The organism is Variovorax sp. 38R, assembly GCF_014843395.1.
Classification (GTDB): Bacteria; Pseudomonadota; Gammaproteobacteria; order Burkholderiales; family Burkholderiaceae_C; genus Variovorax; species Variovorax paradoxus_H.
In genome coordinates this window covers 6,280,856-6,295,523 of the sequence record NZ_CP062121.1, presented here as the reverse complement: position 1 = coordinate 6,295,523, position 14,668 = coordinate 6,280,856, and the positions used below count along the sequence as shown (strand labels likewise).

Sequence of the window (14,668 nt, the reverse complement as noted above, 5' to 3'; positions counted from 1 at the left end):
AAAAAACGGGGGAACGCAAGCTCATGGGAACCGAACAAACCAAGGCAAGGACGGCAACGGGCGCACAGACCATTCGCGCGAACGGCCAGGCTGCCGAAGCGTGTGCGTTGGGCGCCGACGGAAAGTGCGCGTTCTGCGGTCGGGTGGGCCTGCCGGTCTTGCCACTGCGCTATGCGGTCACGCCATCGTTCCTGCCCGGTGGGGTGGCCGATCCGACCACATGGGCCAAGCTTGGAACGGGTTTGAAGGGCAAGCCGCCCGAGGGGCTCAAAGGTCATCGCTATGCCTTGCGCACCCTGCGCAAAGGCTTTGTCATGGTCTATTTTGGATCGGGCCTTTGGCATACCTATGCCGTGACCGCGAGCGGGCTGCTTCGCAAGCTGGCAGACCCCGACGACCCCGACTTCAAGACCGACCGTGAAATGACGCCGGCCTGCCTGCGCGAAGGACACAACGTTCCCGCGAGCTTCATCACGATCCCGTTGATTCCGGTGGGTGCAACGCGCGCACTGCCCACCAAGTTCTGGATCGCTTTCAGCGACGTGCCATGGACGCGCCGCGTGCGCCAGAAGTACGAGGGTGCCGGTGCCGCCGGCGCGCGAACCGGGCGCATGCAGGAATTCAGTACAGACCCTCTCGGCAAACAAGCCGATACCGTGGCCGATGCGTTCCAGCTTCACCCGGACGAGGACAGCACGACGAAACGCCTGAACCGCCTGGTTCTTGAATATGCCGAAAACGATGCCCAGGCGCGTTCGCGTACCGAGTACGACGCCATCGACCCCTACGACCCGAAGAAGCGCAACCACATTGAATGGGAGAGTGCGCACGGCGTGAGCATGCGCACCGGTGGGGCGCCGGCGGTGGCCAAGTTTTCCGTCAAGCCGAGCGAGTTCAACGGCCAGCAATTCATGGCCAGCGCCATTGTGCTCAACGATCCCCTGGGCATGGTGCAAGAGCTGAACGTGACGCGACTCAAGGTCATGGACTCTCGCCAGCGCTACCTGAGTGATGTCCGCATTGCAAGGCCGTTGTTGATTTCCCAATCGATCCTGGGTCTGAAGCACCTGATCGGCGAACAAGTCGCTGCGACCTTGCTGGAGGAGGAAACGAGCAAGGGCCTGCCCGACGTGCAGACCGAGAGGCAGGTCTTCGTGGACGATCTGCCGCGCTATGCCCAGACGGTCACCACGACGACCACGCGCAAGGACCGTGTCGATGCCAAGGTGACGAGCCTGTGGTCTTCACTGCAAAAATACTATCGCGAAAAAGAGCGCGATGCCTTCGATACCACGCTGAACGCCACGCTCAAGCGCTTTCAGGACTGGCTCGTGCGCAACGATGCCGACTACGCGTACTGGCTCGCGCAACCCGAATGGGTGCTGCGTCGCCGCGACTTCGACAACGAATCACCTGCGCAGCAGGATGTGTTGATCGAGGCTTTCGCCCTCGCGCTCAGCGGGGGACCCAGCGCAAGCCCTTCTCAGGGCCAGGGGGCGCCGCAGGACAGCCGTGTCTACGAAGTCTGGAAAGACTTCATTGCCAAGAAGCCCACCGACGAGGCCAACCCGATCTACGCGGCCATTTTTGGCGACCAGGAAGGACTGCTCGAGTTCCTTCTGCCCGAAGGGGCCGATCCGACGGAGGACAAGCTGCACAAGGGCAGCAAGCTGTTCAAGGCGGTGAAGAACATCATCGGCACCAAGGAGTTGACCAGCACCACGCTCAAGGGTGTGCGCGAAGAAGGCTTCAGCCTCACGCGCGAAGCGACGGACAAAGTCCCCAATCCGATTCGCGCCCAAGGCGCGGCTGTCCTGGACCGGATTCGCCGCGGCTGGATTCCCAAGGCCACCGGTGCCGTGGCGAACAGCCTGTTCACTGTCGGAAGTGCGCTGTCGCGCATGGCTGCCCATGCGGTCAGCGAGATCGCCCAAGCCACCGTTCTGCGTGCGATTCAGGGCGCGGTGCTCTTGTATGAACGGCGAGAGATCATCCTCGTCACCTCCCGCATCAAAGTGCGCGAGTACCTTGCGTACCTCAACGACGTGGCCTTTCGCGCCTCCGATATGGTTTTCGACGCCGCGGCCAGGGGCGTACGCCGTGTGGCCCAGGCGGGCAAGAATACGGTGCGCTCGATGTCCGTTGCCGGTGTGCTGCGCATCAGCGACAAGAAGACGCGCGACGGCTTCATCGAGGTCATGAGCTGGGCTTTCAACGAGTTGGACGACGTGACGAAAGCGATCGACGCGTTGCCTCCTGCACAAGACGCCGCGCGCTCGGCGCGCCAGGCCGCCCAGGCTGCCACCGCAGCCGAAACCGCTGCGATGGCCACGGTCATGCGCGTACACCCACTGACCATCAGCCCCGGTGCGCAGAAGTTCGTGGATGCGGTGGTAGCGCGCGCGAGCGCCGCGAAGGCCGGGACGGCCAACGTGCTGGAGGCCGTGACACGGGCCAGCCTGAGGTTGAGCAGTACCGGTTCGGGCATCCTGGCCGTGGCCTCGGTGCTGGTTCAAGGGTGGTCGCTCAAGGACAGCTACAACAAGGCGGACAAGACCTTCCTGGGAAACAACGAAGCGCGCGTTCTGCTCGTAGCGGGCGGCACCGCATTCATCGGAGCATTTGCCGAAGCCATTGGCCTGGGGCGAAAGCTGATAGGTGCGACGACATGGGGAACCTCGCTCGGGCGTCTGGGAGGGGCGGTTGGCGGGCTGGCCTCGATCGTGGAGGGAGTGCAGGCCGGGATGGCTTCTCTCAGGACGGCTCGCCGCGGCGATACCGATGCCAGCGTGCTCTATGCGCTTTCAGGTGCCGCGATGGTCGTGGGGGGGGCCGTTGGCATCTATGGCGCGCTCACCGGTGCGGCCCTGCTCGGCCCGATCGGATGGGCGCTGCTCTTGGTCGTGGCCGGCGTGTTCTTGCTGTACTTCGCGATGAAAGCCGAGGACAGCCCGGCCGCCATCTGGCTTGACCGTTGCTATTGGGGCAAGGGGTCGCGCTATGCGAACGCGAAGAACCCGGCCGACCGTCCCTGGACGGACAAGGAAATTGACGACGAGCTGAGCCAGCTCAACGCCATCATCATGGGGCTTGCCGGTGAAACCGGCTTCAACGACGACGGCTGGGGCTTTACCGACCTCCGGTGGGATACGGTCAAGGCCAAGATCACGTTTCCAAACTATGACTCGGCAGACTCGGCTTTCGAGTGGACGCTGCGTGCGGTCAAGGGCCACAAGGCAAAGAGCGTGACGCTTGCAAGCGGAAAGCACAACACGCTCCCGGTCGACCCGGGCGCTGTCGTCCTTGCGGGCCGTGCCGCTCCCCGCCAGAACGACAATATTCAATACTTCCGCAACCTCGTGGGGCCGACCTACAGGCTGGAGGGCAAGAATAAGGACGTTCTTGTCGCCGAGGTCAGCGTGGAGGTGGCGGTGGCGCTCTTTCAGGACATCGAGTTGACGGCCGAGTACGTGCCAGACACCTCAGACCCGCACGGCCGAGCGAGCCTGGTGCTCAACGAAGAAGACTGAGCATGCCCACTGACACAACGCGGTTGCGAGCGCCCCGCATCATTCCCGCCCACCCTCAGTGGGCCCAAGACCTGGCGTTGCGGGATGCACCGCCCTCGGGCAAGGCCGACAGCTGGGACGAGTTGAACCATCTGGACGAGGTCTATCTGGAGTTCTCGATGGCCTCGGATATTCCCAGGGGCTTCATGCTGTGGGGCGGCGTAGCCTGCGTGGCGGTAGGGCTGGGGCTCAGCTATCTTCTGTTCAAGGTGACGACCTGGGAGGGGGTTGCCAACTGGATGGTGGGTTTGTTGATCGTGATGTGGTTTGTGGCCCTCAGCCACGGCATCTTCTTCCTGCGCTTCGACCTGTGCCTGCCCAAGGACCGGCCTGTGCGCTTCAATCGCTCCCAAGGCAAGGTCTACGCCAACAGCTATGTCTGGAATCACAACCCCTTTGGCCGTTGGGGAGGGCGCGTGAAGGTATTCGAATGGTCCACGCTCCAGGCCGAGATCACCAAGCAGATCGGCGCCAGTGGCGAAGTGGTGACGCAGCGCTACGCGCTCGAACTTGTGGCTTGCAAGGCGGGCTCGTTCGAAGCGGTGGATCGATTCCGTCTGCAGCATGGTGCTCAAACGACGCTGGAGTACGAAGAGCAGTGGGAGTTTTTGCGCCGCTACATGAACGAAGGCCTTGTGGGCCTGCCCCTGCAGAACCTGCGCAACCAGAACCCGAGCTTCATCGATTGCCTGTTGTTCGCCATGCCGTGGTTTGCCCCCACAGAGATGGGGCGACGCGCGCGGCAGCGCATGCGTGGCGTCCTCGGCGTGCTGACGATGGTGCTGATGTCGTTGCTGTTTCCTCTGTGGCTGTTGTTCGGCATCGGCAATTTCATTGTGATGCGCCTCGCTCCAGAAGCGAGCTGGCCTGCCGGCGTGGACGAAGCCTCGAAGTCGTCCTCGTGACCACACCACCGTTCCTCGCCCATCGCCTGCGATAGACGCCTGCGTGTTGTCCCTCTGTTCTCTTTTTCCATGAATCGATTCGCTCTACTCGTCGCATCCGTTGTCGCAGTCCTCGTCGCATCGGCGGTGGCCTATCGCGGCTATAGGGTGAACACGAGCACCTCCGATACATCCACCGCGGTATCGAGCGACGAGAGCCGGGCCCAGGGAAGGCTGTTGGCGAAGCTTCGTTTCGATGCACCGTCCTTTGGCGATTGCTCGGTCCATGACGCGTGGCTGGAAAAGTCCTCCACGTTCGTGACGCGCAGCTGGTTCGGAATCCGTCTTGGAAATGAAACCATTCCGACAGCCGCCATTCATGTGGTCCTCAACATGCCCAAAGAGCCGTTCCTGTTTGCGCAAAGCCTGAGCTTCGACGAGACGAACCCGACCGCTTCCGACTTGGGGCTGACAGGCTCGTTCACCCAGACCGTCACGATCAACGCGAAGCGCTACTGGCTGTTCGGATCGAACACCGTGTTTCCGCCGCCTGCGGACATGAAATTCAGCTGTGGCACAGCAAACGCACATGCAACGCTGGCGAACTAGGATTTTTCCGGTCCGCGCGATGTCGATCGGCCAGTCCCTGAACCGACAGGACGGGAAGATCGCGCGCGGCCATGCGTCGAACGAAGACCGGCACGACCGGCACTGACACCAGGGAGGTGGATAACCATGTCATCAGACACATCAAGCAGCGTCATGGCGACCTATGGGGCCGCGCCATGGAAGCTCGAAGGCCTGAACGTCGCACGGCTCTCGGAGCAGGCGCGGCTCATCAAGCTGCAGCTGCCCGCGTCGGCGCCGCAGAACGCCGTCGTCGTCGAGCGCTTCACCGGCGTCGAGGGCCTCAACGAGCTCTTCGAGTTCACCATCGACACCCTTGCCACGTCGAGCGAGTTCGACCCGTTCGCGCTGATCGGCGAAGAGCTGAGCCTGCGCCTGCTGCTGGCCAACGGCAGCTTTCGCACCTGGCACGGCTACCTCACGGCCGTCGACGCGCTGGGCGGTGACGGCGGCCTGGCGCGCTACCGGCTGCACCTGCAACCCTGGCTCGCCGCGCTCGGCCTGCGTCGCGACAGCTTCGTGTACGCCGCCAAGCACGTGCAGGACATCGTCAGCGAAGTGTTCGCCGACCACACGACTGCGAGCTTCAGCTTCGAAGTCACCCAGGAGATGCCCGTGCGGCCCACCTGCGTGCAGTACCGCGAGTCGGACCTGGCCTTCGTGCTGCGCCTGCTCGCGGAAGAAGGCTTGAGCTTTCGCTTCGAACATGAGCAGCAGTCGGCCAATGGCAGCAGCACTGCGAACAACACCACGCCCTCGCATCACCGCCTCGTGATCTTCGATCGCGCGGCGACTCCGCCCGATTGCGCCTTGCCGCAGATTCGCTTTCATCGCGTCGACGCCACCGAATCGACCGACGCCGTCACCGCATGGAGCAGCCGACGCCAGGTGGCCACCAACGCCGTCATGCGCAACGCCTGGGACGCCAGCGTGCTGCAAGCCCCCACCGGGGCCGTGCAGAGCGCGCTGTCGATGGGCGACGTGCCCGTGCTGGAGCACTATGACGGCGCCGGCGCGCAGCGCTACGCCGACAGCGCCACCGCCGCCCGGCGTGCTGAGCAGCAACTCGTGGCCTTCGAATCCCGCATCAAGCGCTATGGCGCGGCAAGCAGCGTGCGACAGCTCGGCGCGGGCGAGCGCTTCACGCTCACGCAGCACGACCGCTACGAGGGGCGCAAATTCCTCGCGCTGCGCGTGCGTCATGAAGCAGCCAACAATTTGGGCGCGCAGGCCGCTCAAGTGCTCGAAGCCGGCGAACTCGAAAAGGGCAGCTACCGCAACAGCTTCGAGGCCCAGCCGGCCGAGGCACAGGTCGTGCCGTTGTGGCGACCCAAGCCCACGGCCCCCGAGGCGATGGTTGCGCTCGTGGTCGGTACCGATGACGACGAGGCGCCGACTGCTGTCCACACGCAGCGCGACCATCGCGTGCAGGTGCGTTTCCATTGGCAGACCCAGCGTGCGGGCCAGCAGCAATCGACGAGCAGCGGACAGGGCAGCCTGGTCGCAGCTGGCCGCCATGCCAGCAATCGCCAGTCGGTCTGGCTGCGTGTGGCTGCACCAGTGGCCGGGCCGAACTGGGGCGCCCACCACCTGCCGCGCGTAGGTTCAGAAGTGCTGGTCTCCTTCATCGAAGGCGACATCGACCGGCCGGTGGTCGCCCAGCAGCTCTACAACGGGCAAGACCTGCCGCCCTGGTCGGCCGGCACCGATTCATCAGCCAACCACGCAGGCGTGCTCTCGGGCTGGCACAGCCGCGCACTCGACGGCAGTGGCTACAACCAGTGGATCGCCGACGACGCGCCCGGCCAGGTGCGCACCCGCCTGGCCAGCTCGCACGCCGCGAGCCAGCTCAACTTGGGTCACCTCAACGCCCAGTCACCCGACGAGAGCAGTCGTGGCGCCTGGCGCGGCAGCGGCGCCGAGCTGCGCTCCGACGCCTGGGTCGCCACGCGCGCCGGTGAGGGCCTGCTGATCTCCACGCTGGCCCAGGAACGCGCGGCGGGCAGCGTGCAGGACACCACCAGCGTGCGCGGCCAACTCGCGGGTGCGTTGCGCGAGGCACAGAAGCTGTCCGATGCGGCCGGCGGCGCCAAGGCGCTGGCATTGAGCGCCACGGCACTGCTGCAGCCGCTCATCGACGATATCGATCCGCAGAAGAACGGGCATTACCCGGGCAGCGTCAACGGGCAGGATGCGCGCGAGCCGAAGGGTGGAGAAGGGGCAGGTTCGCGCGAAGGGCAAGACCCTGTGCCCGCTTTTGCCCGTCCGCTCATGGTGCTAGATGCCGCGATGAGCCTGAACATGGCCACACCCGCCAGCGCCACCGTGTACGCGGGCGAGGCGATCCACTGGACCGCGCAGGCGCAGGCCCACTTGGCCGCAGGTAAGACCGTGGGCTTCGCGGCTGCTAAGTCGGTGGGCCTGTACAGCCATAAGGGCGGCATCCAGGTCATCGCGCAGGACGGGCCCGTGAGCGTGCAGGCGCACACCGACGAACTCGAATGGCTGGCCAAGGAAGGCTTCACGGTCACGAGCAGCAATGACGAGATCCACGTGCTGGCGCAGCAGAAGATCACGCTCAAAGGTGGGCAGACGAGCATCGAGCTGGATGGGATGAACATCACGCTGAAGATGCCTGGGCTGCTGGATGTGAAGGGGACGAGCAAGAGCTTCGTGGGGCCGAAGGGGAATCCGGCGGAGTTGCCGGCTTTGCCGTTAGGACTCTCGGAGTTCAAGCAAGCCATCGAACTCAGCTACCAATACGACGACCTGGAGCCGGTCGAAGGCGCGCCCTACAAGGTCATCTTCAGCGACGGCAGTACGCGCGAGGGCAAGCTCGACAAGCAGGGATTCGCGCGCCTCGAAGGTACACCCAATCTGCCGTACCACGTCGAACTTGGCGAAGACCAGCGGGCATGGAAACCACCGCCGCTGGAGCCTTTTGATCCGCACAAGGAAGTAGAAGACGAGGTCAGGCGCCAGCTCGATGCCGCCCGTCAGAAGCTGGATCCGTCCGCGGGTACCGACGGCGGCAGCGAGGGAGTCACCGCATGAGCGAAGTGCTTGTTCAAAAAAGTGAAAGCGGCTTGCTCGACACGATCGGCAAGTTCTGCATGGACTTGATCCTCGGTGATTTCGAGGAGAACCCCAGCAACGCCGCAATGGTGGTCAACGGGCTGGTCCAGCTGATTCCCATTGCCGGACAGGTGCTGGCGGCGCGCGACGTCTGCGGCATGATCTTCCGCATCTCGCGCATCGGGCCGGCCAAATGCGGCAAGAACGAATGGATGGAACTGGCGATCGCCGCCTTTGGCTGCATTCCGGAGGTCGGCGCACTGTTCAAGACCATCGTCAAACCGCTGTGGCGAGGCAGCGCGGCCCTCAAGGGCTCGGTGCGCGGACAGGCTTTCATCAGCGCGATGCTGGGCAAGTCCAAGGGCGCCGCCATCACGTTCATCAAGACCTTCAACTGGGCCGGACACACGCAGGCGGCGATCCAGCAGGTCGACCAGGGGCTGACGCTGTGCGACCAGTTCCTGGCCTACCTCGAGCAAGAGCATTGGTGGGAGCCTGCCGCCCTGCAGGGTCTGGCGCACGACATGCGACCGCAGCTCAAGGGTCTCAGTGGTCCTCTGCGCACCGGCCTGCGGGAGGGCACCGAGGCACTGCGCGAATTCCTCATCACGCTGTTGGGCGAAGACGGCTACGCCGTGGCGCAGGCGGCCGCAGCAGCAGCGACGACGTCGTCGGGAGGCGGACGCGGCGGCGCCGCAGCCCCGGCGAGCCATGCACGCACCGCGCCCGCCACCAGCCGAGCGAAGAAGTCGGCAAAACCCGCCGAAGAACAAAAAAAGTCGCACGACCACACTGCTGAGACCAACCGCCAGAACGCAGAGCCAGGAGGCGGCCCCAAGACCATCGCAAGGCGCATCACCCGGGCTGCATGGGCGGAAATCGGGAGCCGCTACAAGGGCCTGCTCGGTGAACACATGGCTCACTACCATCACATGAAGCTGCACGCGCCCGGGAGCTGGCCGCACGGCACGGTGAAGGACCAGCACCCCAATGCCCGGTGGACGGGCGAAAAAAAGCTGGTGACGGAGCAGGGCAAAGAGGCCACGCCGACCGAACTGGTGCCCGAACATCTGGTCCGCATCAACCAGAGCGGTGTGGACGGCGTATGGGCACTGGGCAACAAGACCTATCATTTCGTGGAAGCCAAGGCGAACGAATCGGCTGGAGCGATGTTCGGCCAAGGGGCCTCGGATTGGAAGGAACTTGCCAAGGAAGAACCGCCGGCCAGCACCGAGGCGAAGCCAAAAGGCAAAGGCGCCAAAGGCAAAAGCACTACCCCACGCCAGCCGAAAAAGCTGCGGCCCCCGCCGGGGATGACCGAACGGCAGGTGGCTCTGTGGTGCATGTTGTCGCAGCCGAAGAAGGGGTTGCAGATGTCGAGGCCGTGGGCACGCGGCTCGGTCAAGCTATCCATGTGGAGCGGCAATGAAGCCAACCGTTGGGTCTATGTGTACTTCGCGATTTCCGGCTCCAGCCCGCCCAGGGATTACACGCCGGCAGCGGGCGGGCCGCTGAAGAAGGAGATGGCCCCGGGTATGCCGGAGCATGCGGCTGCCAGCCTCGAGGTGGCGAGGCGCGCGGTGGCTGGCGGCGACCTCTACGACCTGGCGCTTCACGATCAGCACAAGGCTGATCACACGCCGTCAGACGTTTTTACGGTGGAGGAGATTGACGAAGTGGCGGAACGTTATGACAACCAGGTCAAGGCCCTGGCGGCTAAGCCACCGGCATCGACACCTCAAACACAACAGCCGAAACCGCAATCCACCCCATCTACTTCACGCCAGAGAAAGAAGAAATGAGAAAACCCAAGACGCCTTCTCTGCTGCCCGAGTCCGGCGACATGCACCTGCGTCGGCGCCAGCAGTTTCTCTACAAGGCGCTGTACGAGAACGTACGGGTCGAACAATTGGAATCTATTGATATTGCGGACGCGGCAATAAAGACAAAGCCCTACGGAACGATGGACCACGTCGACTGGCGAGCAGCGGCCTATGAGCACAGATTCTGGCTCTGGATGCTCGACTACACCTCGGGTGTCGAATTGGATGTACTGGCGCCGCAACTCGCCGGCATCGTGGATGAGTTCGTGCGTTGGAATGATGCGAACGTGCCCTATCGGCAGTACCTCAAGGATAAGTACGCGGAGGAAAACAAGCTACACGGCATCATCACGAACCTCGAGGTCTGCGCCGTCGATTTCGACAACCAGATCGTGTACGAGAACGCGTTGCAACTGCTTAGCGTCGCCATCATGCTGCGCGACTCCCGTTCGACCAGACGCATCGTCAAGGCGATGGTCTTCAACCGCCACACCGATGCACTGTACGAGCAACTGATTTCAATCTACGTGGACGACCCGCAGGAGGACATGCAGGAGGTGCTGCACGATGAGCCCTACAGCACGCTGGTCGAAGCCTATTTCGAGGATGACGATGCTAAGGCTGTCGCGCTGGTGAAGGACTACCTGAAAAGTTGGTACAAGCATCAGGACGGCGCACGCTGGTACAACGCCCACCTCAAGATCGAAAACGATCGGTCGTTCTACTACGGTTACTGGGCCTTCGAGGCGGGCGCGACCTGCTATCTGCTCGACCTCGACGACAGCACGATCGATCACATGGTGTACCCGAAGGACCTGGTGGCCTATGGTCGCAAGTTGCACTCTGAAGACCGCTGGACCAGTTCGCCGGACGCACCACTGGAAATGAATGACGCGACGGCGGTCAACCTCAGTTGTCCCGGCGGGGAGCCATGTCCCCAAGCCGGCTGGTGGTTCACACCTGCGAAGGTTGGAAGTCGCCGCCACTTTGAGGTCGGCGAGATCATGCCCGTCATCGAAGGCAGCGATTACGGCGCCACCTTTTGGCAGTGGGATACCGATCAGACCGGGCCCAAAACCTGACCCACCGCCGGGCCGGCGAGCTGGCAGGAATCGTCTATGAACAAACCCGAGAAATCTGCGCTGTTGCCAGAGCTCGACGACATGCGCCTGCATCGGCGTCAGCGGTTTCTTTACATGGCGCTGTATGAGAACGTGCGAGCTCTACAACTGGAGTCCATTGATGTATCAGTTGCCGGGGTCAAACGAAAGCAACCTGGCACGCAGACGTACGTCGTCGCGCAGGCGTTCGTCTTCCATGAAAAATTCTGGCTCTGGATGCTCGACTACACGGCAGGTGTTGATCTGGACACGCTGGCCCCGCAACTCGCCGGCATCGTGGACGAGTTCGTGCGCTGGAATGATGCCAACGCGCCCTATCGGCAATACCTCAAAGACAAGTACGCGGAGGAAGACAAGCAGCAGGGGATCACGACGCACCTGGACGTCTGCGCCGTCGATTTCGACAACCAGATCGAGTACGAGAACGCGTTGCAACTGCTCAGCGTCGCCATCCTGTTGCGTGATGCGCGCTCGGTCAAACGCATCGTCAAGGCGATGGTCTTCAATCGCTACGCCGATGCGTTGTACGAACAACTGATCGCGGATTTTGTGGACGATCCGCAGGAAGACATGCAGGCGGTGCAGCACGATGCGCCCTACACCACGCTGGTCGAAGCCTACTTCGAGGACGATGACGCCAAGGCCGTCGCGCTGGTGAAGGACTACCTGAAGAATTGGTACAAGCACCAGGACGGCGCGCGCTGGTACAACGCCCACCTCAAGATCGAAGACGATCTGTCGTTCTACTACGGCTACTGGGCCTTCGAGGCTGGCGCGACGTGCTTCCTGCTCGACCTCGACGACAGCAGCATCGACCACATGGTCTACCCGAAAGACCTGGTGGCCTACGCCCGCAAGCTGCAGGCCGACGGTCGCTGGACGACAACGAAAGACGCGCCACTGGAAGCGGAAGCTGCGGCGTCGGCCATGCTCAATTGCTCTGGTGGTGAGGTTTGCCCGAAGTAAGGCTGGGGTTCAAACCGTCCCATGTGGCTCTACCTGCATCACACCGCCTCCGACCTCATCGACCTGGACCCCGCAACCGGCCATTGGCGCCCGGTAGACGATGCCGAAAAACCGCCGGGCGCTTCAGTGCTCGCCGACCTCCCGGTCAAAGGCGGCTACACCATCGAGAACGACAAGCGCTACTACAGCTATTGGACGGACGACGAGAAGTTCGTTTTTCGCAGCGACGACGGTGCCGTGTTCGAGATCTGCCAGAAGCGCGACGACGGCTCCGTGGTCATGCTCTCGCCGGTCCTGCGGAGCGAGATCGCGCGTTCGCGGTATGGCGATGGGCGCTTGCGGCAAGGCTTCAGCCAGTTCCGGTTGATCGACGCTGCGACAGGCCAGGTCGTCTTCGAGTTGGACTACCACGCCGAGCGCTATCAGCGCCTTTACCAGTCCGACTTCACCGCCGCGGCGGCGGAGCAGGATCTGTCCGACTGGGATTTCTTCATCGCCTTGCAAGGCGCCATCGAGATCTTCGAAGAACGCGCCGCATCCGGCCGTGTCGCGTTCTCCGCGGAGGTCGATGGCTCGGCACAGATTCAAGGGCACCACATGCGCCGCGACGAGTTGCTGTTTGCAGACACCGGCCAGACCTGCCCCCGCTCGGGCATCTGGGCCTGCCTGACCGATCTACGCGTGAGCGTGGCGGTCACACAGGGCGAGCCGATGCCCTCGAACGGCGGGCAGCCGGTGCAATGGGTCTGGAGCCGCGCCGACTGAGCGCAGCCCGCGGCTTTTAACCCCGCCCCAGCCGGGTCACAGACCCTTGCGCATAATTGACGCAAGCTATGACTCTCACCGAACTCAAATATATCGTCGCAGTCGCCCGCGAGCGGCACTTCGGCAAGGCGGCCGAGGCCTGTTATGTGTCCCAGCCGACGCTTTCGGTGGCCATCAAGAAACTCGAGGACGAACTCGAGGTCAAGCTCTTCGAGCGCAGCGCCGGTGAAGTGACCGTCACGCCGCTCGGCGAGCAGATCGTCCAGCAGGCGCAGAGCGTGCTCGACCAGGCCGCCAGCATCAAGGAGATCGCCAAGCGCGGCAAGGACCCGCTGGCTGGCCCGCTGAACCTGGGCGTGATCTACACGATCGGGCCGTACCTGCTGCCCGACCTGGTGCGCCAGGTGATCGCGCGCACGCCGCAGATGCCGCTGGTGCTGCAGGAGAACTTCACGGTCAAGCTGCTCGAGATGCTGCGCGCCGGCGAGATCGACTGCGCGATCATGGCCGAGCCCTTTCCCGACACCGGTCTGGCGATGGCGCCGCTGTACGACGAGCCGTTCATGGCGGCGCTGCCCGTGAAGCACAAGTTTGCCGACCGCGAGTCGATCACGTCGGAAGAGCTGCAGAACGAGACGATGCTGCTGCTGGGCACGGGTCACTGTTTTCGCGACCACGTGCTCGAGGTGTGCCCCGAGTTCGCGCGCTTCTCGAGCAATGCCGAGGGCATCCGCAAGAGCTTCGAGGGCTCGTCGCTCGAAACCATCAAGCACATGGTGGCCTCGGGGATGGGCGTGACGTTGGTGCCGCGCCTGTCGGTGCCGGCCGAGGCGCTCAAGCCGAAGGTCAAGGGCCGCAAGGAGCCCGAGCAGATGGTGCGCTACCTGCCCGTGCGCGACGCGCAGGACCGCGATCCGCCGATGCGCCGCGTGGTGCTGGCCTGGCGTCGCACCTTCACGCGCTACGAGGCGATCGCGGCGCTGCGCAACGCGATCTACGCGTGCGAGCTGCCGGGTGTCAAACGACTCTCCTAGCGATTCGGGGCCTTCGCCTACGCGCGGGCTGTTTGGGATCGCTGATCGCTGGGATAGAGTGAAGCTGTTGCGAAGCCGCCTGCCGGCTTTCAGAATTTCGGTGTTGTCACCCAACTTCAAGAAAGACCCCTCCGCCATGGCCAAACCCCCGAAAAAGACCAAGTCCCCGTCGCCCGCTTCTTCTGCCGGCAAGGTGCCCAAGAAGGGCGGCGCCGTCGTCGCGCAGGAGTCGGGCAGCCGCAATGCGCCGCTGATCAACATCGGCATCGAGCGCCAGGACCGCGCGGCCATTGCCGAAGGCCTGAGCCGTGTGCTGGCCGACACCTACACGCTGTACCTCACGACCCACAACTTCCACTGGAACGTGACGGGGCCGCACTTCAACTCGTTGCACGCGATGTTCATGACGCAGTACACCGAGCTGTGGGGCTCGACCGACGTGCTCGCCGAGCGCATCCGTGCGCTGGGCCACTACGCGCCGGGCTCGTACGCCGAGTTCAGCAAGATCGCGACCGTGCCCGACGTGCCGCAGACCCCGCCCAAGGCGATGGAGATGGTGCGCATCCTCGTGAAGGGCCACGAAACGGTGTCGCGCATCGCGCGCGAGTTCATTCCGGTGGCCGAAGAGGCAGGCGACGATCCGACCGCCGACATGCTGACCGCGCGCTGCACGGTGCACGACCAGACGGCCTGGATGCTGCGCTCTCTGCTCGAGGACTGAAGACGTCGGCCTGATCTCCCGGTGCGCCGGGAGACCTTCCAAGAGCGGCACAATGGCCGCTCTTTTGACGTCTGCCTCCCTGT

At 63.6% G+C, this 14,668-nt stretch carries 10 protein-coding genes; all 10 read left to right on the top strand.

The window, feature by feature from the left end; all coding sequences use genetic code 11:
* Positions 1 to 23 precede the first annotated feature (23 nt).
* Positions 24 to 3,530 (top strand): T6SS effector BTH_I2691 family protein, encoded by a 3,507-nt coding sequence (locus IG196_RS29250; protein ID WP_192194048.1) that lies wholly within the window; start codon positions 24 to 26, stop codon positions 3,528 to 3,530.
* 2 nt (positions 3,531 to 3,532) lie between these two features.
* Positions 3,533 to 4,474 carry a DUF6708 domain-containing protein gene (locus tag IG196_RS29245; protein ID WP_192194047.1) on the top strand — a complete coding sequence of 314 codons (942 nt, stop codon included), beginning with the start codon at positions 3,533 to 3,535 and terminating at the stop codon, positions 4,472 to 4,474.
* A gap of 69 nt (positions 4,475 to 4,543) precedes the next feature.
* Positions 4,544 to 5,062, top strand: a complete 519-nt coding sequence (locus IG196_RS29240) for a hypothetical protein (RefSeq protein WP_192194046.1) — start codon at positions 4,544 to 4,546, stop codon at positions 5,060 to 5,062.
* Between the two features lie 126 nt (positions 5,063 to 5,188).
* Positions 5,189 to 8,134 carry a type VI secretion system Vgr family protein gene (locus IG196_RS29235; protein ID WP_192194045.1) on the top strand — a complete coding sequence of 982 codons (2,946 nt, stop codon included), beginning with the start codon at positions 5,189 to 5,191 and terminating at the stop codon, positions 8,132 to 8,134.
* Positions 8,131 to 9,957 carry a hypothetical protein gene (locus IG196_RS29230; protein WP_192194044.1) on the top strand — a complete coding sequence of 609 codons (1,827 nt, stop codon included), beginning with the start codon at positions 8,131 to 8,133 and terminating at the stop codon, positions 9,955 to 9,957. The genes IG196_RS29235 and IG196_RS29230 overlap by 4 nt, the downstream gene beginning before the upstream one ends.
* Positions 9,954 to 11,060 carry a PoNe immunity protein domain-containing protein gene (locus IG196_RS29225; protein ID WP_192194043.1) on the top strand — a complete coding sequence of 369 codons (1,107 nt, stop codon included), beginning with the start codon at positions 9,954 to 9,956 and terminating at the stop codon, positions 11,058 to 11,060. The genes IG196_RS29230 and IG196_RS29225 overlap by 4 nt, the downstream gene beginning before the upstream one ends.
* Positions 11,061 to 11,096: 36 nt before the next feature.
* On the top strand, positions 11,097 to 12,065 hold the full coding sequence (locus tag IG196_RS32310; protein WP_192194042.1) for a PoNe immunity protein domain-containing protein: 969 nt from the start codon (positions 11,097 to 11,099) through the stop codon (positions 12,063 to 12,065).
* 21 nt (positions 12,066 to 12,086) lie between these two features.
* Positions 12,087 to 12,830, top strand: a complete 744-nt coding sequence (locus tag IG196_RS29215; protein ID WP_192194041.1) for a hypothetical protein — start codon at positions 12,087 to 12,089, stop codon at positions 12,828 to 12,830.
* Between the two features lie 68 nt (positions 12,831 to 12,898).
* Complete coding sequence (locus IG196_RS29210; RefSeq protein ID WP_101491472.1) at positions 12,899 to 13,864, top strand: LysR substrate-binding domain-containing protein; 966 nt, start codon at positions 12,899 to 12,901, stop codon at positions 13,862 to 13,864.
* Between the two features lie 136 nt (positions 13,865 to 14,000).
* A complete protein-coding gene (locus IG196_RS29205; RefSeq protein WP_318646642.1) occupies positions 14,001 to 14,585 on the top strand; it encodes a Dps family protein in 585 nt (194 codons plus the stop codon).
* Positions 14,586 to 14,668: the final 83 nt, after the last annotated feature.